This is a genomic window from Paenibacillus shirakamiensis, from assembly GCF_017874255.1.
GTDB classification, from domain to species: Bacteria; Bacillota; Bacilli; order Paenibacillales; family Paenibacillaceae; genus Fontibacillus; species Fontibacillus shirakamiensis.
In genome coordinates this window covers 1,141,532-1,165,340 of the sequence record NZ_JAGGLD010000001.1, presented here as the reverse complement: position 1 = coordinate 1,165,340, position 23,809 = coordinate 1,141,532, and the positions used below count along the sequence as shown (strand labels likewise).

The 23,809-nt window shown below is 42.4% G+C and carries 15 protein-coding genes; 11 read left to right on the top strand and 4 right to left on the bottom strand.

From position 1 onward, the window contains the following. Window positions 1-182 precede the first annotated feature (182 nt). Both J2Z69_RS05405 and J2Z69_RS05400 read right to left on the bottom strand, forming a co-directional pair. Window positions 183-7,862, bottom strand: coding sequence for an Ig-like domain-containing protein (locus J2Z69_RS05405; RefSeq protein WP_209859843.1), 7,680 nt, complete (start codon window positions 7,860-7,862; stop codon window positions 183-185). Between the two features lie 646 nt (window positions 7,863-8,508). Next, window positions 8,509-9,468 (bottom strand): helix-turn-helix transcriptional regulator, encoded by a 960-nt coding sequence (locus J2Z69_RS05400; protein WP_209859841.1) that lies wholly within the window; start codon window positions 9,466-9,468, stop codon window positions 8,509-8,511. A gap of 105 nt (window positions 9,469-9,573) precedes the next feature. Between J2Z69_RS05400 and J2Z69_RS05395 the strand changes: the two genes are divergently transcribed. Next, a complete protein-coding gene (locus tag J2Z69_RS05395; RefSeq protein ID WP_209859839.1) occupies window positions 9,574-10,056 on the top strand; it encodes a GyrI-like domain-containing protein in 483 nt (160 codons plus the stop codon). Window positions 10,057-10,334: 278 nt separating this feature from the next. Continuing rightward, window positions 10,335-10,637, top strand: coding sequence for a putative quinol monooxygenase (locus J2Z69_RS05390; RefSeq protein ID WP_209859838.1), 303 nt, complete (start codon window positions 10,335-10,337; stop codon window positions 10,635-10,637). Window positions 10,638-10,749: 112 nt separating this feature from the next. Here J2Z69_RS05390 and J2Z69_RS05385 read toward each other — a convergent pair whose 3' ends face one another. Then, the gene (locus J2Z69_RS05385; protein WP_209859837.1) at window positions 10,750-11,949 is read right to left on the bottom strand and encodes an ROK family protein; all 1,200 of its coding nucleotides are present in this window, start codon (window positions 11,947-11,949) and stop codon (window positions 10,750-10,752) included. Window positions 11,950-12,209: 260 nt separating this feature from the next. Between J2Z69_RS05385 and J2Z69_RS05380 the strand changes: the two genes are divergently transcribed. The 3 genes from J2Z69_RS05380 to J2Z69_RS05370 are packed head-to-tail and all read left to right on the top strand — an operon-like array spanning window position 12,210 to window position 14,418. Continuing rightward, entirely contained in the window at window positions 12,210-12,836 is a 627-nt protein-coding gene (locus J2Z69_RS05380) for a chromate transporter (RefSeq protein WP_342591552.1), read from the top strand. 34 nt (window positions 12,837-12,870) lie between these two features. Continuing rightward, on the top strand, window positions 12,871-13,404 hold the full coding sequence (locus tag J2Z69_RS05375; protein ID WP_209859835.1) for a chromate transporter: 534 nt from the start codon (window positions 12,871-12,873) through the stop codon (window positions 13,402-13,404). 39 nt (window positions 13,405-13,443) lie between these two features. Continuing rightward, entirely contained in the window at window positions 13,444-14,418 is a 975-nt protein-coding gene (locus tag J2Z69_RS05370) for a formylglycine-generating enzyme family protein (protein ID WP_425354977.1), read from the top strand. A 106-nt stretch (window positions 14,419-14,524) separates the two neighbouring features. Here the strand turns inward: J2Z69_RS05370 and J2Z69_RS05365 are convergent, their stop codons facing one another. Beyond that, window positions 14,525-15,883, bottom strand: coding sequence for a sulfatase family protein (locus J2Z69_RS05365; protein ID WP_209859834.1), 1,359 nt, complete (start codon window positions 15,881-15,883; stop codon window positions 14,525-14,527). A gap of 152 nt (window positions 15,884-16,035) precedes the next feature. Between J2Z69_RS05365 and J2Z69_RS05360 the strand changes: the two genes are divergently transcribed. From J2Z69_RS05360 to J2Z69_RS05335, 6 genes are all read left to right on the top strand, one after another. After that, window positions 16,036-16,911, top strand: a complete 876-nt coding sequence (locus J2Z69_RS05360) for an AraC family transcriptional regulator (protein ID WP_209859832.1) — start codon at window positions 16,036-16,038, stop codon at window positions 16,909-16,911. A 20-nt stretch (window positions 16,912-16,931) separates the two neighbouring features. Then, complete coding sequence (locus J2Z69_RS05355) at window positions 16,932-18,755, top strand: sensor histidine kinase (RefSeq protein ID WP_209859830.1); 1,824 nt, start codon at window positions 16,932-16,934, stop codon at window positions 18,753-18,755. Between the two features lie 3 nt (window positions 18,756-18,758). Next, a complete protein-coding gene (locus J2Z69_RS05350) occupies window positions 18,759-20,363 on the top strand; it encodes a response regulator (RefSeq protein ID WP_209859828.1) in 1,605 nt (534 codons plus the stop codon). 260 nt (window positions 20,364-20,623) lie between these two features. Beyond that, entirely contained in the window at window positions 20,624-21,973 is a 1,350-nt protein-coding gene (locus tag J2Z69_RS05345; protein ID WP_209859826.1) for an ABC transporter substrate-binding protein, read from the top strand. Window positions 21,974-22,045: 72 nt separating this feature from the next. After that, the gene (locus J2Z69_RS05340) at window positions 22,046-22,975 is read left to right on the top strand and encodes a carbohydrate ABC transporter permease (protein WP_209859824.1); all 930 of its coding nucleotides are present in this window, start codon (window positions 22,046-22,048) and stop codon (window positions 22,973-22,975) included. Beyond that, window positions 22,960-23,781 carry a carbohydrate ABC transporter permease gene (locus J2Z69_RS05335; RefSeq protein ID WP_209859822.1) on the top strand — a complete coding sequence of 274 codons (822 nt, stop codon included), beginning with the start codon at window positions 22,960-22,962 and terminating at the stop codon, window positions 23,779-23,781. The genes J2Z69_RS05340 and J2Z69_RS05335 overlap by 16 nt, the downstream gene beginning before the upstream one ends. The last annotated feature ends 28 nt before the right edge of the window (window positions 23,782-23,809 follow it).

The following is a 23,809-nucleotide window of genomic DNA, read 5'->3' as shown; positions in this document are numbered from 1 at the left end:
TTTTGCTATTTAGTCAAAAATTCATTAAAAAGTCGCCTAAAGCGGCTTTTTTTGTTAATTGGAAATTCACAGATTAGAGAAATAAACTCAAATTAATTATGTTCGCAAAAAAACCTTGCTGCAATGAAGCAGCAAGGTGGAGGAGAAAATATTTTGATGTATTTTAAAATGAGCGCCTTGTATTATTCTTCAGCATCTTGACTGAGAATTACAGTGATATTTATTGTATATTCTTTGCCAAGCTCATTCGTAACGATAATGGTGAACTGAATTTTTCTGCTATTACGGTTAGGCACAATTCGGAAAGATCCATCCTCATTTAAAGAAAGTTTGGCATTGAGTGGTCCTTTCACCACTCTGGCCCGAACAATGCTACCCAGCCCGAGCGAATTAACGTTCCCGTTAAATGGCCGATTCTCCTCTCCCTTTAAGATTAAGGTTAAGGTATTCCCTGACTCAGCATTGCCCCCTGTATTTGGAGTTGTGCCCGTATTCCCTGATCCTGATGTTGGTGTGCTCGCGGCTGCGACAGTCACTGTGACGATATAAAGATATACTTTGCCTTGAGCATCGGTATAACGAATTACGAAGCGGTCCGTGCCTACGAATCCCGGATTCGGTGTGTATACGTAGGAACCGTCTGCACCTAGTGCAACTACACCTTGGGATGGATTCGTAACTAGGTTGTAGACAGCTCCCGGACCTCCGGGTACCGCACCTCTAACCGGTACTCCCTCAATTGTACTCAGTGTGGCATTAATGGTTGTTGGTGTATTCGGATTCGTAGGTGCTCCAGGATTCACTGGAACGGGAGGCACATTAACAGGATAGACGACGACCGACACTGTAGAAGTTACACTTCGTCCTGCACTATCTGTGATGACCACAGTGAATGAATCGTTACCTGTGAAATTTGCATCTGGTGTATAGGTAAATCCTCCGTTCGGATTCAGGACAATGGTGCCATGACTTGGAGCAGTTCCGACTGTGTAAGTCAGAGGAAGACCTTCTGGACTGTTCGCCAAAATTTGACCTGATACAGGCTGCCCTGCATTGGTGCCAATGCCTATATCTGTAGTAACAGGCCCCGTTCCGCCACTAGATACCACAGTTACGTTGACCGGAATGATGGTAAGCGCTCCTGCACTATTCGTAGCAATGACCGTAAAGGAATCTGGACCCACGTAATTCGGATCGGGTGTGTAGGTGAATGATCCATCTGCATTGACGGTAGCATCCCCGTGACTTGGCGGATTTCCCAAAGAGTAGGTTACTGGGAGCCCTGAAGGATCTGTGACTTGAACTACGCCTGATACGCTTTGCCCTAGCGTAGTAACTACATTAACAGGTGGGCCTACTGGCACATCACCCACTACGGTAATCGTGACAACTGCGATGGTATTCAATCCATAAGCATCCGTTACGATGACAGGGAATTTGTCTACACCTGTAAAGCCCGGGTTCGGTGTATAGGTAAATGTGCCATCTGGATTGACGACAGCCGTTCCATTTGCCGCTAGAGGATTATAGAGCGTATAGATCAGTGATGAAGAATCCGGATCATTGGCCTGAACTCTTCCAGATACTGGTATATTCACAGGTGTGGTTAAGAATACATCAGGTGCCACTAGCGGACCTGCAATGACAAGTATGGTCACCGTACCCGTTGTGGAGGCCCCATTGGAATCCGTTGCTGTGACTGTGAACGTATCGGTACCTACGAAGGCTTGATTAGGTTGGTACGTAAAGCTGCCATCTGGATTAACAACGACCGTTCCGTTGGTCGGAGGCGATGCCAGTTGCACCGTCACTGGGATACCTTCTGGGCTGGATGCGTCTAATTGTCCGTTAAGTGGTAGATCGGCAAATACGGTGTACTGCGTGTTATTAATCACAGGTGGAAGAATTGGAATCGTGATGGTTACGGTAGAGATTACGCTTGTTCCATTGCTACTAGTTACTTTGGTTGTAAAAGAATCTACACCTGCGAAATTAGGATTTGGCGTATACACAAAGGTGCCATCTGGATTCTGAACCACCGTACCATTGGTTGGTAGAGAGCCAAGAGTATACGTGAGCGGATCTCCACTAGGACTGGACGCAATAATTGTGCCGCTCAACGGTGTATTTATGGTACCCAACAGATTTTGATTCTGAGTAATAGGTGGCTGACCGGATACTGTCACCGTTACGGTTGCAATTGATGTTCCTCCAAATGGGTCTGTGACGATGACCGTAAATGTATCTTGGCCTACATAACCTGGGTTCGGTGTATAGGTAAAGGTTCCATCTGGATTGACTATAGCTGTTCCATTCACAGGTGGGGAATTTAAGGCAAATGTTAACGGGTTGCCTAATGGGCTGGTGGCAGTTACGGCGCCATTAACAGGTGTATTCTCAAGAGTACTAATCGATGTTCCTACGGCGACGGGTGGAATATTATTCACTTGAACCGTGACAACACCGGTTCCGACACCTCCACCAATATTAGTCGCCTGTACAGTAAAGCTATCTGTTCCTACAAATCCCGGATTTGGCGTATACGTATAGGTCCCATCCGGGTTAACCGTAACCGTTCCATTAGCAGGCGGTGATAACACAGCAATAGTTAAGGGTTCGCCATCTGGATCTGTAGCGGTAATCTTTCCAGTTACAGGAGTGTTGCTATTCGTACTTACAGTCTGATCCGACACTACAGGAATATCTGCCCTCACATTAATCGTAATAACGCCGGAAGCCGTTCCTCCATGCGTATCGGCAACGTTAACCGTAAAGAAGTCTGTACCTACAAATCCTGGATTTGGCGTATAGGTAAATGTGCCGTTAGGATTCAAGACGACCGTTCCATTGACGGGTGGATTCCCTACTATATAAGTTAGAGGGTCTCCATCTGGATCCGTTGCGATGACTGTCCCGTTAACTGGAATGGACTGAGGTGTGTTTAGAATTTCATTCTGTACTACAGGTGGTTGATTAACAACCTGAATTTGGACGGTAGATACTGCGGTACCACCTTTTCCATCGTCCACTAGAACTGTGAAGGAATCTTGCCCACTAAAGCCTGGATTCGGTGTATACGTAAATGTACCATTAGGATTGACCACAGCAACTCCGTTAACTGGTGCTGAGATTAGACTGAATGTAAGCGGATCACCTGCTGGATCAGTAGCGGTGACTTGACCTGCTACGGGAATATTTATATTTGTAACAAGGTTCACGTCCGTGGTGGTTGGTGGATTGACTGCAACGTTTACGATTACCCCTGCGGCATCGGTTGCGCCGAGACTATCAGTCGCAAGGACACTGAAGGAATCTTGACCGACAAATCCCGGATTCGGTGTGTAGGTGAATGTACCATCGGGATTTACAACGACCGTACCATTTACAGGTGGACTAAGGAGAGTAAAGGTTACAGGTCCTCCTTCAGGATCAACGGCTGTCACTGCTCCATTAACAGGGACACTCTCTAATGTATTTACTGTCGTGCCTGTAGCTACAGGTGGGAGATTAAATACATTTACAGATACCGTAGAAAGAGCAGTCCCCCCCTTACCATCACTGACAAGGACGGTGAAACTATCGGGCCCAATGTATCCTGGATTTGGTGTGTAGGTAAATGTACCATCAGGATTAACCGTAACCGTACCATTCGCAGGACTAGAGTTCAGTGTAAAGGTGAGTGGATTACCATCTGGATCTGTGGCTATTACGGCTCCGTTCACAGCAATATTAGCCGGTGTGCTGATCTTCACATCTTGAGTTACTGGCGGTTGATCAATAATATTTACTGTCACTATCGATGTGGCTGTTCCTCCCAATCCATCGCTCACAAGCACACTGAACGTATCTGTGCCCACTACGCCCGGATTTGGTGTATAGGTGAAGGATCCATCATTATTCACAATCACTGTGCCAAGCGTAGGTGGGGTAGCTAAAGTATAGGTTAATGGATTACCATCTGGATCAATCGCTATAATCTGACCATTTACAGGTGTATTTTGAACGGTACCTACCGTAAGATTTTGGGCAACTGGAGGCTGGTTATCTACGTTAACAGAGACCGTCGAAGTTACAGGTACACCGCTAGAATTGGTTACCGTGACTACAAATGTGTCCGTACCTACGAAACCAGGATTTGGGGTATATGTGAAAGCCCCGGTCGCTGGATCTAATGTGACCGTACCATTAGAAGGAGGTGTGGTTAGTGTATAAGTCAGCGTCTCTCCTTGGGGATCGCTAGCCAAAATTTGGCCGGGAACAGGAACGTTAGCGTTGGTATTGATGACTAAATTCGAAGTTACAGGTGGCGAGACCGGCACGCCAATCTGCACATTGGATACGGCTGTTCCCCCCTTGCCATCACTAACTAATACGGTGAAGGTATCCACGCCTAAGAACCCATTGTTCGGTGTGTACGTGAAAGCTCCTGTTGCCGGATCGAGCACAAGCGTACCGTTGGCTGGAGGTGTAGTCACTGTGTAGGTCAATGGATCACCATCCGGATCGGTAGCAGGAATCTGTCCGTTCAATGGTGTATTAAAGTTGGTTGATAGGGAGAGGTCTTGTGCAACCGGTGGCTGATCAATAACATTAATGGATATACTTCCAACGGCTGTGCCCCCCTTGCCATCGCTGACAAGAACAGTGAAAGAATCTAGACCTACAAAACCGTTTGCTGGAGTGTAAGTGAAACTACCATTAGGATTCACAATGGCAGTCCCATTGCCTGGCGGTGATTGCAGTGCATAGGTTAAGGGATTACCATCTGGATCAGTAGCAACAACCTGACCATTGATGGCTGTATTTTGCGGTGTATACAGTACCTGATTCGTTACTACTGGCGGCTGATTAGCTACGTCTATTGTAACGGTAGATACCGCTGTTCCCCCTTGGCCGTCACTTACAAGCACAGAGAACGTATCTTTGCCTACAAAGCCTGTCGCGGGTACATATGTGAACGAACCATCTGGATTTACAGTTACTGTTCCATTTGTTGGTGGAGATAACAAGCTATAGGTTAGAGGGTGAGCATTAGGATCCGTAGCTATGATTTGGCCTGAGACGGGAGTATTTTGTAATGTAGACAAGCTTTGATCCGAAGTTACAGGCGGTAAATTTTGTACAATGACAGTTACTGTAGCAATAGCAGAAGCTCCGGCGGGATCTTTAACAATAACCGTAAACGTATCGGTACCACTAAAACCGGTCGTTGGTGTATACGTGAAACTACCGTCTGGATTAACAACGGCGGTTCCGTTACTTGGAACGGAATTCAGGGCATAAGTTAGAGGATCTGCATTCGGATCCGTTGCAATAACCTGGCCTGAAATAGGTGTATTTCCTGGGGTAGTGATCGTCTGGTTCTGTGCAACCGGGGGCAGGTTGGTAACCTGAATGGATACATTGCTAAGTGCCGTACCTCCGCGACCATCACTAACCAGCACGGTGAAGTTGTCAGTACCTGCAAACCCTGTGTTGGGGGTGTAAGTGAATGTTCCGTCGGGATTCACGACGGCTGTGCCATTAGCTGGAGGAGAATTCAGTGTGAACGTTAAAGGATCCCCATTCGGATCTGTAGCAATAACTTGACCTGACACCGGAATATTGGAGGATGTAGACAGACTAACATTTTGAGTGACAGGGGGTAGATTTACAACATTAATTGTAACTTTGGATACTGCGGTTCCTCCGCTTGGATCAGCTACTAATACCGTGAATGTATCTACGCCAATGAAATTCGGATTCGGTGTATACGTGAACGTACCATTTGGATTGAGAGTGACCGTACCGTTAGTAGGCTGAGAATTTAACGTATAAGTTAAAGGATCACCATCGGGATCAATGCCAACGACTTGACCAGAGACTGGGATGTTTTCAGGTGTAGTTAAGTTTACATTTTGAGTGGTAGGAGGGCGATTGGTTACTTGAACAGTCACGGTAGATATAGCCGTTTTTCCGTTCGGATCACTAACGATCACAGTGAATGAATCGGTTCCGGAGAACCCTGGATTAGGAGTGTAAATTAAGCTGCCATTCGGATTGACTGTAACTGTACCATTCGCAGGAGGGGAGTTGAGTGCATAGGTAAGTGGATCACCATCCGGATCTGTAGCTATGACCTGGCCATTCACAGGAGTATTTTTATTGGTCGATAAATTTAAATTCTGAGCAGTTGGGGGTTGATCGACAATCGTCACGGTTACCGTAGAAACCGCGGTTCCACCTTGACCATCGCTGACTAGAACGGTAAAAGAATCCTGTCCAACATACCCGGGATTCGGCGTATACGTGAATGTACCATTAGGATTAACAACCACTGTTCCATTGTTAGGTGTGGAGTTCAGTGTATAAGTTAGTGGGTCCCCGTCAGGGTCAGTACCTACAACTTGAGCTGATACAGGTACGTTCTTATTGGTTGTATAGTTGTAATTGGGAACGGTTGGCGGTCGGTTATTAATTGTAACGTTATTTCCATTAGACTGTGACATACCTTGAAATGTAGGTCCATTAGGAAGACTTTGAAAATTATAAGTAAGATTGGCTACATTGGACTGGGTTGAACCTGTGGGGCGTGAGACAATTTGTACAGAATACACGACGGTGATCGTCTGACCTGGAGTAATAACCCCTAAATTTAGCCCGGTTACAGGACTTGCAGCAGGTTGGGGAACACCATCAACGGATAAGCTACCCGGAACGAAGTTACCCGATGCAGGGAAATTATCTGTCAAAAGAACAAGTGTAGCGGATGCGGTACCTTGATTGGATGCAGTAATCGTATATTGAACAATATCGCCAACAAAGGCACTAGTTACATTGGAACTTTTATTGAATACGAAGAAAGGGGCATTCACATCCACCTGAAGACCCACACTGTTAACCAAATATTGATCTTGCGTGGATAAAAGCTGAATGACTGCGGTAGTTTGGGAATTGACAAGTTCAGGAGACACATCAACATTGGTAATGTCCCATCCTTGTCTAGCACCGATAACTGCCGTTCCGGGAGTACTGTTGAGATTACCAAATGTACCATTTGTGTTCAGTAGACCCTGATCATTATTAATCTGAGAGGCAAAGAAATTGTTGACAAGATTGTTCGGCCCCGATATGGCAACCAGTTGAGCAGCTGTAGGTCCAAAGAGCGCTTGGTCACCAGCAATTTGTGGATCGCCTTCACAAGCACTAACCATGAGTCTTCCGGTCACTACGCCCGTAACGGGTGTGGCGAATCCTGTTATGGATGCTGTTGCTGCGCCAATCGTAGCATTTACGATTTCAGCGCCAACAAAAATGCTCATATTCCTTGAGGGCAAGAAGGGGCTAGCATAGGCAACAGCTAACGTCCAACCGGTGAAATTGGAATTGTTCTCGGTTGCAGCAGCGGTTCCTGGAATAGCTCCCGCTACGTACGTGCCGATTCCTCCTTGCTGAACCAAAGATGTAACATTGGCTGAATTGACATAGAAATTAGCTGCAGGTGCTGTATTGGCAGCCGTTGCTGGATCTGGAGTAATGGAGAACGTTCCGGCAGGAGTAGTGAACTTGATTGGATTCGCAATTGCAGCGCTCACATCCGAACCGCCATAATTGTAACTTCCTGCCCAGACCAATTCTGCATACAGTACAGTTGACCCTGTAGGGAGACTCAGAATGGCAGCTGATGAGTTCTGAGTGTAATCTAGTGTCGTACCCAGAGGGAAGTTCCCTACTTGGGATGATGTATTCAGTGTAATAAAGGCCCCAATAGATCCTGCTGTTCCCTGATTATTCTGATTAGCGACTTTATTCAGACCTAACGTATTACCTGTAAAAGTCATGGCTCCGTTCATTGTTGTGTTATACCTCAGTATAAAAGCCATAATTCCATATCACCTCCACAAAAGAATAGCTTCATCGGGGATATATATTATGCGATGAGATTGTACTATTCCAGTTTCCTTCAGTTTGGAAGTGTCTACTTTTCCATGCCAATAAATTGTAAATAATTCCATAAAAAGCTACACTAATATTATAGAGGGAGGGATAAGGTGAAACGTTCAGATTTTTTCTATATTTGGGTTGCTATTATAAGCTATATAACCGGACCTATGGTCTATGTATTCACGCTTCGTACGATATACGGAGAGACCTCAAATAATATGGGGCCGCTGATTACTTGGACAGTCCCTACATTTTTCACAGTAGATATATTGCTATATCTTCTATGTGTGATCCTACTGCGCTCCATAAACAGGTATTATTTTTGGTTGCAGACCTTAGCTTTTGTATTCCTTTCTATTATTCCTGTATACATTGTTCTATTAATGGCCGGTTTCTTTATTAATAGGGCGGATTCTTTTCTTTTATCAGAAGAAGGACTACTTTTCCTTTCATTCTTCTCAAGTATTGCTATCGTTGCTTCTTATGGAACTTGGATAGCACAAAAACATCTGAGTAAAAGGCCATTTTATATTGTTTCCGTGATGATCTTAGGGCTGTGTATGTCGCTGTATATTTGAGCAAAGTTTACGTGTACATTCCGATCCTCGCTTGAATAGCTTCTGAGACGTCTTTGGGTAGCCTCCTAATTTTAATATCCAGCCCTAGAAAAAGTAGCCAATCCGCCATTTCATTCAGTTCTTCTGAGTTCTCAGCATGTATAGAAGTCTTTAATACAGCAGTAGTCTGGAAGGGGTCCATATAGGAAAGGGAGAGTTGGAATGGATGATACTTTTTGAATTGAGCAATCGCCTTAGGCCCTAGCTCAAGGACAATGTTGTATACTTCTTCCTGTTGATTTAATTTTTCTACAATCCTTTTCCTAGTCATCCTTTTTTTGATAGGGGATACTTCTACATGAACGAGATCATCTACTGTGAGCATCTTTCTCTTATCTTCCACGGTATCAAAACCTTCAATATACCAAAAGCTTTTTTCACGATAAAGATGCAATATGTACATACAATAATATTTAAGGCCACTCTCTTCTTTGACAGTAACTGCAACATATCTATCCACAAGGAGAATCTGAATAAGTTGCTCCAACATGGGATGGGGAAGATCTGAGAGATCCAGTAGGTCAGGGTTATGGGGGTTCGTACCTTCAAAGAGCAATATTTGATTTAAAATAACTAAGTCATCCTGCTGATGAGTGGAGAGGAGACCCAATAACTTCTCAGCAAGAGACTGTCGGCTCTTAAGGTAGGGAAGTTGTTGGTTTCTTGTAGCCATAAACGCAATAAAAAGAGCTTTAATCTCATTATCCGTGAAGCGCACGGTGGGAAGCACAGAATTATTCATGACGAAATAGCCACCCTCTCGGCCCACCTCAGCCACAAGAGGCATTCCCATCGTTTCAATTTCTTTTATATCTCGAATCGCTGTCGAACGTGAAATTTCAAATTCTCGCATGATTTCAGAAATTGTAAAATGGGCACGATTATTGATATACCGCATCATAATATTGATTCGTTCAACTTTTCTCATAAGCTCTCCTAAACAGTATCATATTGTGACATGATTCATAGTTATTATAAACGTAGCAAGTGAAAAGAGAAATCATCAAACTAAAAAGAGAAGGAAGTGTTCAGTTTGCAAAATTATTCGTTAGAGGAAAAAGACAGCTTTACCGTGTTAGGTATTGGAACGGAGATCAAGAGCGATTACAAAGACTTTAAGGCTATAAATCAAGAGAAGAAGGATTTTTGGCTGAAAATTCAACAAGATGGCACATTGGAACGGCTGCAGGATATGGCTAAAAATGATTACATTTTTACTGTGCATGAGGCCATAAATAACAAGATGATGTATTATGCGGGCGTTTTAACAGAAGTAGTTGCATCCGAGCCTCATAGGTTAATTCAGTTCCCAAAAGGTGAATATTTAGTTATTAAAGGAGAAGAGAAGACGGCAGAAGTGCTCAGTACTAAGCTTGCAGGTACTGCCTTTGGACAGGTGTTACCAGAAGCGAAAGATTTTGCTTATGTCGGCGGACCGAATACCATCGTGGAGATGGGACAGCGAGACGGCTTAGTGTATGGTGAGATGTGGATTCCTGTTGTGAAGAAATCATGAGATTTTAGAAGTTAAATATACCTCAGAACACCCTTGTGAGCATGCTTTCTTGTCGTAAGATAAGGGCAAATCATAAAGGTGTTTTTATATTTGTAAAGAAAAAATTATTTGTGAAGAAAAAATGTACTGAATTTAATTTGTTATCACTCAAAAAAAATATATATAGCTAAAAGAATCATTGGTTTGCAATAGAACAGAGTACAATAAGCAGGTAATAGATGAGAAATTGTATCATAAGAAAATTATTATTATTTATGAGAAAGGATGACAAAATTACAATGGACAAGTATACCATGTATGGAAAATTGACGGCTCTACCCGGCAAACGCGAGGAACTAAGCACGTTATTACTGGAAGCGTCGCGGTGTCTGAGACATGTCGATGGTTGTGAACTCTATATAATCAATGAATCTGTAGAGGACCCCGATGTTATATGGATCACAGAGATGTGGCGGGATACCGAAGCACATGCAGAATCTTTGCATAACACCGAGGTGTTAGCTATCATTCAGCGTGCGCGTCCTCTCATTGCCACCATAGAGCCAATTCGACTCCGTCCTTTAGGCGGCATAGGGTTGTAACTACATAAATGAAAAAAACAACATATGAAAAATTAGAAATAGCAACTGTTTCTAATCAAATACGATATATCCCATCATTTTTTTAAAAGCTGACAAACAAAACTTAAGAAACTCAAAAAGGTATATTTTTCCACACACTTAAAGCTGCCCCTGTTGCAACGGCGGCTTCTTTGAGTTGACCTTTGGAGAAGTGAGGTTGATATTTAGGATGATAATACGTATTTTTTAGGGCGACTTCTATAACGGTATCATAATATAATGGGCTTGAATTAATGAGAGCCCCACCGAGGATAATCTGATCTGGATGGAACATGTTAATGATATTGGCAACACCAACCCCTAAGTACGTAGCAGACTGCTTGAACAATTCTTGAGCGAACGGGTCTCCCGATTTTTGTGCCTGTCTGAGGAATTCAAAATTGATTCGTTCCGGTGCAACTTCTAGTTGATGAGCAAAAGGAAATCTTCCCATTTTAGCCTGAGTTCTTGCCTGCTTTTCCAAAGATTCAATCGAAGCATAGGCTTCTAATGATCCATAATTTCCCGTATGATTCAATCTGGAACCATCCGTCTGAATGATCATTTGCCCAATTGCACCTTCCATATCTACCGTGCCATGAATAATCCGGCCGTGCGACATCATCGCCGAGCGCAAGCTAACCCCCGCATGAAGATACAAGGCATGCTGAATAAGTTCGTTCCGCAGCACCCACTGTTCCCCAAGTAAAGCCGCATTTGCCCCGTTCTCTATCGCTGTAACCCAACCTGTCTCATCACTTAGCAGCGCACATATGGGAACATTGCTCCAACCTGAGGCTGAGAAGTATACAGGATCCAAAATCATTCCGGAATCTCGATCTAGAGGACCCACAGCGCCTATACCTACCCCCATCACTTGTTCGTGGGATATATGGTGATCCCTTAGAAATAATCGCATTTGCTGTAAGGCATATTTCAAAAAACGTGTCGGCGTCATCGCTTCATCCATTCGCCACTGAATGAAGGACTTAGCATTCAACTGCATATCAAATAATCCAATCGAGGAATGAATTCTAGAAATCTCTATGCCAAAAATATAACGGTAATCGGCATTAATTTTATATAAAATGGGGCGTCTTCCACCCCGAGAAGGTCCTAATTCAGCAATCTGAATAAGTCCTTCCTCCATCATCTCATCCAACAAACGAGTTAATGTGGTGCTTGTTAACCCGGTATTGGCTAGGAGTTCTGCTTTTGTGATAGTTATTTTATCTGCAATATGGGAATAGACGATTTTTTTGGAAGAGGGAATATAATGTTCCTCATTATTCATGCATGGGATGCTCCTCGGAATATGAAATAGATAAGAAGATTATATCTAATAAAAGTATCTTTTTCCACGCGCGACTTTTATCCATTATAGAATAAAGTATAAATATAATACAAAATTTAGTTGGTTTTACATTTTATTTTCTTTATTTAATCTCGTTTTTTTCTTTAATTCCACTTAATTCATTAAACTTAATACCAAAATGGAATTAATGTGATATGATCAATTCAGGGAATTCATTGAATGGAAGGAGATGGGGAAGAGTGAGAAGATATCAAGTCATCCTTCAGCTGTTCGGAACTTTCTTGAGAATTGGCCCTTCTACGTTCGGTGGAGGCTACGCAATGATTCCAACAATCGAACGAGAAGTGATGGAGAGAAGAAATTGGATCGATGAGCAAGAGATGTCCAATCTTATCTCTTTATCTGGATCTGCACCCGGCGGAATCGGGGTGAACGCAGCTGCTTTTGTAGGTTATCGGAAAGCGGGCCTAACAGGAGCGGTTGCGGCTGTACTAGGCATTACACTGCCTACATTTCTAATTGCCATTGTATTAAGTTTTTTGTATCTTTTTTTCCAAGACAATATCAAGGTACAGGCTGCTTTAAAAGGAATTCATGGAGCTGTTCTTGCTTTGATCCTTATGGCTGCTTATCGCATGTCCAAACAAGCAGTGTTGGATATAGCTACGGCTTGTTTAACCCTTTTACCGGTTTTGATCTTGTTTTCGATCTCCATAAGTCCTTTATATATCATTGGTTTTGGCATTTTGGCAGGTATTCTGCTGATCAAAGGCAAGAAATATCTAGGAATGAAAGTATGCACGGAAAGAGAAAACAAACTAGCTCCAGATGATCCAGACTCAGACTATTCGGAATATTATATTTAGGTCGAAAAGTCTTACAACTAGGAGTGTTTCTTAGATGCTTTGGAATATATTTTTCACGTTTTTAAAAATTGGGTTTGTTTCTTTTGGTGGCGGTTACGCTGTTATTCCAGTCATTCAATATGAGGTGTCAGACCATGCTTGGTTAACCTCCAGTCAATTTCAACAAGCGGTTGCACTTGCCAGTATGGCACCGGGATCTATTGCAACGAACATAGCTACTTTAATTGGGTACAAAACAGCAGGAATCCTTGGTGCAGTCTCGGCTACTCTAGGTATGATTCTCCCCTCGCTTGTCATTATCATTTGTCTAGCATCTTTATTTTTTCGCATCCAGCATTTTACTTGGGTTAACTCCTCTCTGTATGGGTTAAGACCAGTGGTTACGGGACTTATTTTATATGCAGCGATTCATTTCTTTTTGCCAGACCAGACCGAAACTTGGTTGTCTTGGCACATGATAGGAACAGTCCTGATCTGCGGAGCTAGTATTGTACTTCTATATAAGTACAAACTACATCCCCTCATACTTATTGTTGCGGCCGGTGCTGGAGGTATCGTATTGTTTTAAATATTGCTAAATGAATTATAGAAAGTGGGTGTAGATAGCTTGAACCAACAAACTCCCTGTTGCTCGGTTAGTAGAGACAAAGCTAGCTTGACTAGCGGTTACGATAAAACAGAGTTTACGCACACCTTATCCGGCACCACTAGTATGGTCTGGGATCAACTGGTCACGATTCAGGGAGGATCATTTTTGATGGGTACGGATACACAAGAAGGTTTTCGCGCAGATGGGGAAGGACCTATTCGAAAAGTTGAGATCGATTCTTTTCAAATCTCTCCCTATACTGTGACCAACGCTGATTTCCAGCAGTTTGTAGATGCTACAGGTTACCTGACAGAAGCCGAGCGTTTTGGCTGGTCGTTTGTTTTTCATCTATTAGTCTCGGAAGACACCAGACGGCACGTTACAAATGTCCCTGTTGGTGCGCCTTGGTGGCTGGTTGTGGAAGGTGCTAGCTGGAAGTGCCCTGAAGGATTGGATTCTGGCGTACAAGATCGAATGAATCATCCTGTGATTCACATTTCATGGCATGATGCGGCAGCTTATTGTAAGTGGGCGGAGGTTCGACTACCCACGGAAGCAGAGTGGGAATATGCGGCCCGCGGCGGGCTAGCACAGAAAACCTATCCATGGGGGGATCTTCTGAAACCGGGTGGCATACATCGATGTAACATATGGCAGGGGAAATTCCCTACTCATAACAGTGGGCTAGACGGATATATAGGTACGGCACCCGTAAATGCTTATGAGCCGAATGGATATGGTCTATATAATATGGCGGGGAATGTATGGGAATGGTGCAGTGACTGGTTCAGTCCTACTTATCACTTAGAATCTTCTGCCCTCAATCCTCACTACCTACTTCCTACGGGGAAAAGATCCATGAGAGGTGGATCCTACTTGTGCCATCGTTCCTACTGTAATCGTTATAGAGTTGCGGCAAGAAGTTCCAACACACCAGACAGCTCTACAGGAAATTGTGGATTCCGTGTAGCACGCAGTTTGCAAAAGGACTAAAAACGGACCTATTCTATGAATTTAGGGTATACAAAATGAGGGAATTCGGCGGAACTCCCTCATTTTGCCATAGCCATATAGAACTAAATATAGAATGATCATGCAACTATAATTTTAATCGCAGTTCTTCAATAGACACTCTTCGCTGTCCCGCAGACCTGGGCTCGGCAGAATCTATGATGGGAGCTTCTTCTCCTGCTTCAATCATGCGAGTGATAAGTCTCAGCTTAAGCTCATCGGCAATTTCTCGATACGATTCAATTCCAGCCAGATTCGTGAGCTCATAAGGGTCCGCTTGAAGATCGTATAGCATGGTCTCTACATAATGTGTTGAGCTAGGCGCATTCCAACCGTCCAAACTAGGCGCGGTTACGCTATATTTCCAACGCTTTGTTCGGATCGCTCTTCCAACCTGCGATTCACTAATTTGCAAAAATATTTCGTCAGGCCATTGCGTAGGGGCCCTTTGAACAAGAGGCATGAGCGAGTGTCCTTGCATTTCGGCTGGAACTTGAATCCCGGCTGCATCTAATAATGTCGGTGTGAAGTCTAGTAAGCTAACCATCTCACGGATCTGTCCGCCTTGCATAAACCCAGGGCCATATAGGGCCGCAGGGATCCGGATGGAACTGTCATGAGCTGTACGCTTGTATTCACCATTGCGGGTCTTGAAATGATTCCCGTGATCTGACGTGAATAAGATAATGGTGTTCTCTGTCAGATCAAGGCTCTTTAAGGCATCTAACAATCTACCGAGCGCTTCATCCAAGCGTTTTACCATACCATAATATCCTCCTAGATGCTGAGCATGTGAACCTCCTAATGCTTTTAGATCCGGTGGAGTCCAGCGATCTGTGAACATGTCCTCATACCCATCAGGAGCCGGATAGTTATCGGTATGATTCTGATGATGAGGCTCGATGTAGGACAGAAATAAGAAAAAGGGTTGTTCCTGATGACGATCAATATAACGTATAGCGGCATCGGTCTGTGCATCAACTCGATATCCAGGCAACTTTACTTCATTACATGCATTGTCATAGAGGACTGTACTATACGCGTCTGAAGAGAGTTCAAGCAAATTAGCAGCAAGCCAATAATCGTATCCACCACGTTCTTCAGGTGGAACAGGTTCATGTTCAGCTAGATGCCATTTGCCAATATACCCAGTCTGATAGCCAGCCTCATTGAAATAATGTGCTAGTGTACGGCGATCGGGTGGAAGTGGAATTTCATTGCGATAGCAGCCTGTCGTAGTGGCATACATACCGGTCTGGAGACAAGAACGCGCCGGCCCACACACGGGTTGGCAGGTGAACGTGTTATAGAGATGTGTTCCTTCTCTGGCTATACGATCGAAATGAGGTGTCAAACCTAAAGGATTCCCATGAACACCCGTCGTGTCCATGCGCTGTTGATCCGTGAAAAATACGATGACATTCGGTTGATCCTTTGTTACTGACATCCGCTGCACTCCTTGTAATATGAATTTGCAAAGGTGATGATTGTAATCTATGAATAAATATAATGAATAACCCTATTTTTTATTAGTAATTAATCAAAGATATAATATAAAAAAACAAAGATATCGTCAGATTAGCGAAGAAGGTGACCTCTATGAGTTATGATCAAATCCACCATACCGCCACGGAAGAATATGATATATCCTTGTACTTTGTATATGAGTGGAAGCGAGATAAAGAATGGAATTTCCATCAATACCTTATTCCTGTGACAACAATCTGGTATATTCTCAAAGGGAATAGAACGCTTTACATAGGAGATCAAGAATACGTTGTTAAGCCCGGATGCATCGTTATTTTGCCATCCAATCAGAAGGTTACAACCACCCATCTTGATGGTGAAATAGAACCGATTACCTACGTCTCTATGGGAATTCAAGCATTGATAGGGGGGATGGAGTGGTGCGATTTATTTGGTGTTCCCGTAGTAGTACTTGCAGAAGAAGGTCCCACCACTAAGGAATTAAAGAAAGTGTGGTTAGAACTTGCGAAAGTCTATTACAGAAGAAGTGAGCCTAGGCTCGTACTATCCGCAAGTGATATTGAATGTGCCTTATGGTTAGAGGCTAAGACCAAATTATGTCTGTCCATGTTCATTCAGCTTACTCGTCCATCTATGTCTACACCTTCCCCGATCTCTGACAAAAGAGTAAGAGAAATGTGCACATATATTCGCGAACATTATGCTAGCGATCTAAGCTCGAAAGATTTAGCCGCGGCTGTCTGTTTAAGTGAAGGTCATATGCGTGAGCTGTTTCGCCGATATATGTTGATGTCACCGCATCAGTACATTTTGGAAGTTCGGATGGAAAAGGCCAAAGTATTCCTTGGTACATCTATGCTTTCTCTGGCAGAGATTGCCGAACGTGTTGGCTTCGAAGATCTCAGCTATTTCATCTATACGTTTCGTAAGCGTGAATGCATGACTCCGAACGCCTATAGAAAATCTCTTTATCCTTGGAAGGGATAAAGTATTGCCACTACAAAATTTTGAAAAGAAGGTTTGTGCATAAATTGATTAAAAAGAGTATTAAAAACAAAATCATTCTTTCCTTCTTACTAGTGTTAATTCTTCCAACTACATTAATTAGCTATATGTCTTATCGTATCTCGGTGAATATACTTGAAGAGAAATTAAGTGAATCTTTTTTGACGAATCTTAGCTTCATAGGTGAGAATATTGACAGGGAATTAGGACAGTGGGAGCAGATATCGAAATTCATTAATGTTAATCCCGTCATTCGTAATATTTTGATGACTTCTTACAAAAATGATCTCGATTTCTACTATGATATGAAACGTGTAGATGAGCAGCTTGAAACCTATTCGATTAATACGAATATTTTTGCCTATGTTTCTTCACTAGTTGTCATCGGACGAAATGACAGGAATCTTCTATATGGAGAGGATGCTACTAGTCTGGACATCGACCGCATTAAAGAACAACCGTGGTTTAGTGAAGTGAACAAAATGAAAGGTCAAGTGATGTGGCTGGGCATTCATAAAAACATCGCTAATTATCGGGTACAAAATGAAAGCGTTATCGCACTTGGACGAGCGATCAAAGGGGAGAAGAACGATTCCATCATGGGCACGCTCTATCTAACCTTTAGAGAGTCATATTTTACAGGCTTGCTCAAAAATATGAAGTTGTCCGAAGGTGGTAGACTATACATTGTTGATAATCGGGATCATATCGTATTTGATTCGGATAACAAACTCCTGAATGAACCCTTTCCCGGTATAGAACGTATCCGAGAACAACATGACAAGGGGTACCTCACAACGGATGGGAATACAAAGGAACAGCTGATGTTAGCACAAGTACCCATTGCGAAGTATGACTGGAGAGTGATTGAGACGATTCCCTATTCCTCACTCAACCAAGGTACCGATAAAATCTTTCGAAATACGGTAGGTATTTTTCTCATTTCGTTTGTTATCACGTCAGTAATCTGGTTGTTTGTGTCCTCACAAATCGTACGCCCGATCCGAACATTAACGAACTCTATGAAAAAGGTTCAGGATGGAGATTTGACGGTGCGGGTAGATATAGAACGTCCCGATGAAGTAGGGATTATGAATAAACATTTTAATTTCATGATAAGACGAATTCAGGAATTATTTCATTCTAATCTAGAGGCGCAAGAGAAGAAGAAAAATGCGGAGTACAAAGCGCTTCAAGCACAGATCAATCCACATTTTCTATACAATACGCTGAATACGATTCGCTGGATGGCCATTATCCAGAAATCAGATAATATTCGAGAAGTTGTTGAAGTTCTTGGAAGATTGCTGAAAAATACCATCAAACATGATGAGCCTTTTATAAGAGTTGAAGAAGAAATATCAAATTTGAAAGATTACGTGTATATTCAGAAAATCCGATATAATAACCATTTTGATGTGAAATACGATGTTGATGATGAACTACTTGGCATGCCCTGTGTAAAATTCATTTTGCAACCTATTGTTGAGAATGCAATCTTTCACGGCATTGAGCCGAAGGAAGAACCAGATGGAGAAATTATCGTCTCAATGAAGCATCGGGAAGATCAACTTATTATACGAGTTCGAGATAATGGGGTCGGGATGTCCCAAAGTGCATTAGAGGAACTTCAAAGGCGTATGGACCATCCTTTACCCGGAGGCGGAATCGGGATGTCCAATGTAAAAGAAAGATTGAAGCTGACTTATGGGGAAGAAAGTACTTTTACTATTCGAAGTGAACAGAACAAGTTCACTGAGGTTGAAATGATTATACCCGTTACTTTAACCAATACATCATTGCAGGAACAAAGCGAGGTGAAGTAATTCATGTATAAGGTCATGATTGTCGATGACGAGATGTTAGCCAGAGTAGGAATCAAATCCTTAATTCGTTGGGAAGAGAATGGATTTACTGTAGTTGGGGAAGCGGAGAATGGGAAAAAGGCCTATGACAAGCTGATGGTGAATCCCGTAGATATCGTCATCACTGATATCAAAATGCCAGTAATGAACGGAATTGAGTTAATCTCTAATGTTCGACAGCATTATCCAGACATCAAGTTTATTGTACTTAGTTCTTTCGATGATTTTGACTATGTTAGAGAAGCCTTGAAGAATGGTGCAGAAGACTATTTCATTAAATTACAGATGGAACCGGATAAACTGTTAGATCAATTGAAGAAAATTGCGGAGAAATTGGACCATGAAGGCATTCAAAAGAAGCAGATCGCACAGCATGATAGACTGAGGAACAAGGAGATTGACCTATTAAGAGAAAAGCTATTCAAAGATCTAGCCTACGGCTGGATTCATACAGAACCCGAATATCTGCAAAGAACAAAGGAAGCTGAACTTGAACTATTTGAAGGTCTTAAGTTATCTCTGGTATTTCAGACAGATGGTATGGAGATCTATGAGAAATACGGAAATGACGAAATTCACCTGCTGAATTATGCAATTCTGAATATATTACATGAAATTTCTTCAGGTCATAATCAGTGCTACTCTGTATCCATGCATCCAAAGGAATTTTTGATGTTATATTTTGCTCCCCCACATCAAGGAATAGAAGAGACATTGAGACAAGCTTGTCAGCTGGCCGAAACAATAAAATATGCTCTTAAAAAATATCTGAATTTTTCTGTCTGTATCGCCATAAGTGAGCCCGTTCACCATTTTATGAATATCAAGCAAAGCTATAGACAAGCAATGGAGACTTTAAGCTTGCGATATGCGCATTCTGAAGGGACGACCTTCTTATATCGAGAGATTAACTCTCTGAGTGCTACTTCAGAGGCGACAGATATTGCCAAAGAAATACGCAATTTGGAGCTGTATCTCCAGCGACATGAAGATAACCATGTTATTAAAGTTATGGATAACCTTCGGTATTTATTAGCTAATATGAATGGTTATTCGCTGGAGAGTCTGAAGGTGTATTGTGCACCGATTGTATTTCTTTTGTCATCTCGGTGGGGTGAGGAGGCATCGGCTTGGATGGACAATCACCTCAAGGGGATGGATCATTGGAGCTCTAAGAGTGACATGATTAAGTGGCTGGAAAAGGTACAAGAGACATGGGTAAAAGGAATGGGAACTCTCTCCGATGGTTCCCGGCTCATTCAATCAGCCATGCGTTTTATCCAGCGTAATTACTCAAACAGTGTGACACTGGAGTCCGTTGCGGAGTATTTACAGCTTTCGCCCTCTTACTTAAGCAACTTGTTCAAAAAAGAAACAGGGCGAAACTTTATTGACTATGTGACCCACCTTCGCATTGAACAGTCCAAAATATTACTGCGGACAACCGAATTGAAAATTTATGAAGTGGGTCACAAAGTCGGATATGAAAATGAGCATTATTTCAGTAGAGTGTTCAAGAAGATAGTGGGCTGTTCTCCAGTCCAGTATAAGACCGATACCACTTTGTAATAGAACGCGGCTGGGGATAATATCCGGCTGCGTTTTTTGATGGGAGTTTTTTGAGTCATTAATATCTGACCTACAAGAGTTCATATCGTAAATATGTACATGAAATCATTAAAATGTGTATCCTGTTCGGCAGCCAACAAAAACAAATAAATGTAGAACTTAAATAATGACATTAGATCTTTAGGATGTGCATGTTAACAAGCCTGGGTACTCCTTATAATTTGAGGAGAACATGATTATAACGACACGGAGGGGTTATTGTGGGTCCACAGAAAAAGAAAAGTGCATTTGTTGTTCTCCTGGCATCGATGTTGTTAGTTACGGCTTGTGGGAACGGTTCCAAGTCTGATTCGGCATCTACAGATTCTTCAGAGCAGGGCAAGAAAAAGGAAAGAGTCGTAACGGTATACGAAGATGCAAAGCGAGCAGAAAGTGTTGAAGTGAAGAAGAAAAATGAAGATTTCACTAAAGCGACTGGAATTAAAGTTGAAATGAATGTAGTACCGGGCGACGGAATAGAAGTCTACAAGAAAATTGATGTGGATATGATTTCCGGGGAAAAAACAGATGTTATTCGCCTGACCAACCCTATTTTAATTGATAAGTATGGGTCTAACGGCTGGTTGTATTCATTAGATGATCTGATGAAGAAGGAAAATTATGATGCTAAAAAAATCTATGGTGATTATTTACCGAAGTTTGCCGATGGAAAAACCTATGTGTTACCTGACCAAGCGGGCAAATGGGCCGTATACTATAACAAGAAAATTTTTGATGATGCCGGCGTCCCTTATCCTTCAGGCAACTGGACATGGAATGATTATATCGCGACAGCAAAGAAATTAACGAATTCAGCTAAAGGCATCTACGGATCTTATATGTTGGATTACGATAATTATATGTACATGTTAGCCAGACAACATAATGTAAGCGGTTATAAAGCAGACGGAACCTCTAATTATGACGATCCGGCATTCAAAGAGGCACTGAAATTTTTCGGAGATCTGGGCAACGTAGAGAAAATTCAACCTAGCTGGTTAGAGTTCAAATCCAAGAAGCTCTCATGGGACGGTTTCATGTCAGGCAGTTACGGCATGCACTTTATCGGGACTTGGTACACCAATCAGTTCAAAGATAAGACAACTTATCCAAGAGACTGGAAAGTGGGCATCACCCAACTACCTGTACCTGCGGACGGCAAAGGCAATAACAATTTCGGCATTGTAGCGGGTTACGGAATTAACAAAAATGCTGAACATGCTGAAGATGCATACACCTATGTTAAATGGATGGCTGAGAATAGTTACAAATATAATGGGAATCTTCCAGCCCGTGTTGATCTTAGCAAAGAAGATATCAATAAGCTATTCCAGAAAACATCAGATGAATTAGGCGGAGAAATATCTGCGGAAGAACTGAATAAAGCATTGATCTCTAACGATCTTGGCTTTGTAGATGAGAAAATTACAGGTCCTGGATCTACAGAGTACAGCAACATTATATTGCAAGAGGCCGATCTGTATCTGGTAGGGCAAAAATCATTAGATGATACGATTCAATCTATCAAAAAGCGTGCGGACCAAGCGATTAAGGATGCCGGCGGAAAGTAAATTTCATTCTAGAGAAGGATTCCGATGGCGATAAGCCTAGGAGTCCTTCATCCTTCATAAGGAGCTATCAACATGAACCGAAATGCAAAGACAGCTAAGTCTAGTCTATTATCAAGAGTTTCTCAACTTGCCTATCGGGAGACGGGAGCCGCCTTAGTCTTCGTCCTTCCTTTTATAATCGGATTCCTTATATTTAACGTGATCCCTATGGTGTATTCCGTAATCATTAGCCTTATGAATTACAACTCTTTCAAGCCGCTCAGTATGGTGAAGTTCGTTGGGCTGGATAACTACGTACGGGTATTCCATGATCCAATCGCGTTGAATGCTTTTGTGAAAAGTTTTCTTTATACGTTGTTCTACGTACCGGGTCTAATTATTTTTTCTTTTATTTTGGCCAAGTTGCTCAATCGAACTTTTGCTCTACGAGGATTTACACGTACTCTAATTCTGATGCCCTATGTAGCTAATGTAGTGGCCGTATCTATTGTGTGGTCCATATTGCTAGATCCTTTTGGTGGACCCGTGAATCAGATTATCCAAAGTCTAGGCTTTGAACCTCCGCTCTGGTTAAGCGGCATGAAGACTGTGCTACCTACCATTGCCGGCGTGAATGTATGGCAGAGCTTGGCTTTTCAGACGATAGTATTTCTAGCTGCGATACAGGGTGTCAACAAAGATCTATATGAGGCCGCTGACATCGATGGGGCGGGGCGTTGGAGAAGATTGTGGTCCATTACACTTCCGGTGATCTCACCTACTACTTTCTTTTTGGTCATCACAAGCATTATTAACTCGTTCCAAAACTATGCATCTGTCAGAATGTTGACGAACGGGGGGCCCGGTACTTCATCACGAGTCATTTCTCTGAATATCTATGAAGAGGCCTTCACCTTGAATCATTACAGCTATGCATCCGCACAAGCCATAATATTATTTGTTATTGTACTTGTCATCACGATTATTCAATGGAAAGGACAGAAGCGATGGGTACATTACTAAGAAAAAGTCTGTTCAATGTCATGATGCTGCTGATTGGCTTAATCATGGTAGTTCCGTTTGTGTTCATGATTTCTGCTTCCTTAAAAGCACCAGCTGATGTATTTATTAATCCGATGAAAATCATACCTGACCACATCTATACGCTGAATTATGAGACCATTTTTCACCATAAATATTATTTCCAGTGGTATTGGAATTCGTTCAGTACCGTTGTACTGACTGTGGTCATTCGAGGCCTGCTAGTTACTATGGCGGCGTATGCTTTTGCAAGACTTACCTTCCCAGGTAAAAACATTTTGTTCTTATTCCTAATTAGCGCCATGATGATTCCGGCGGATACGACGATTGTAGCCAAATTCATGCTCTATAAGTATCTGGGACTGATTAATACCCATTGGGTTATTATTCTTCCTGCTGCATTTGATGTATTTTTCATCTTCTTACTTCGTCAATTTTTTATGGGTATTCCAAAAGATCTAACAGAATCTGCCTTGATTGATGGAGCCTCTCATTTTGGAATTTATTTCAAAATTATTTTGCCGTTAGCTGTACCTGCCTTAATTACAATGGGATTGTTCACCTTCATTTGGACATGGAATGATTTTATTAGTCCCTTTATTTTCATTAATGACATCCAAAAGCAGCTAGTTACTGTAGGTTTGGAGTATTTCCAACTGGAAGCCGGCAAGAACTACGCTCTGCAAATGGCAGGAGCATGCCTAATTGTCGTTGTTCCCATTTTCATTTTTGCAGTACTGCAAAAGTATTTTGTTCAAGGGATCGCCATGTCAGGAATTAAAGGTTAATACCAACCAGAATTGAGATCACTTTGTG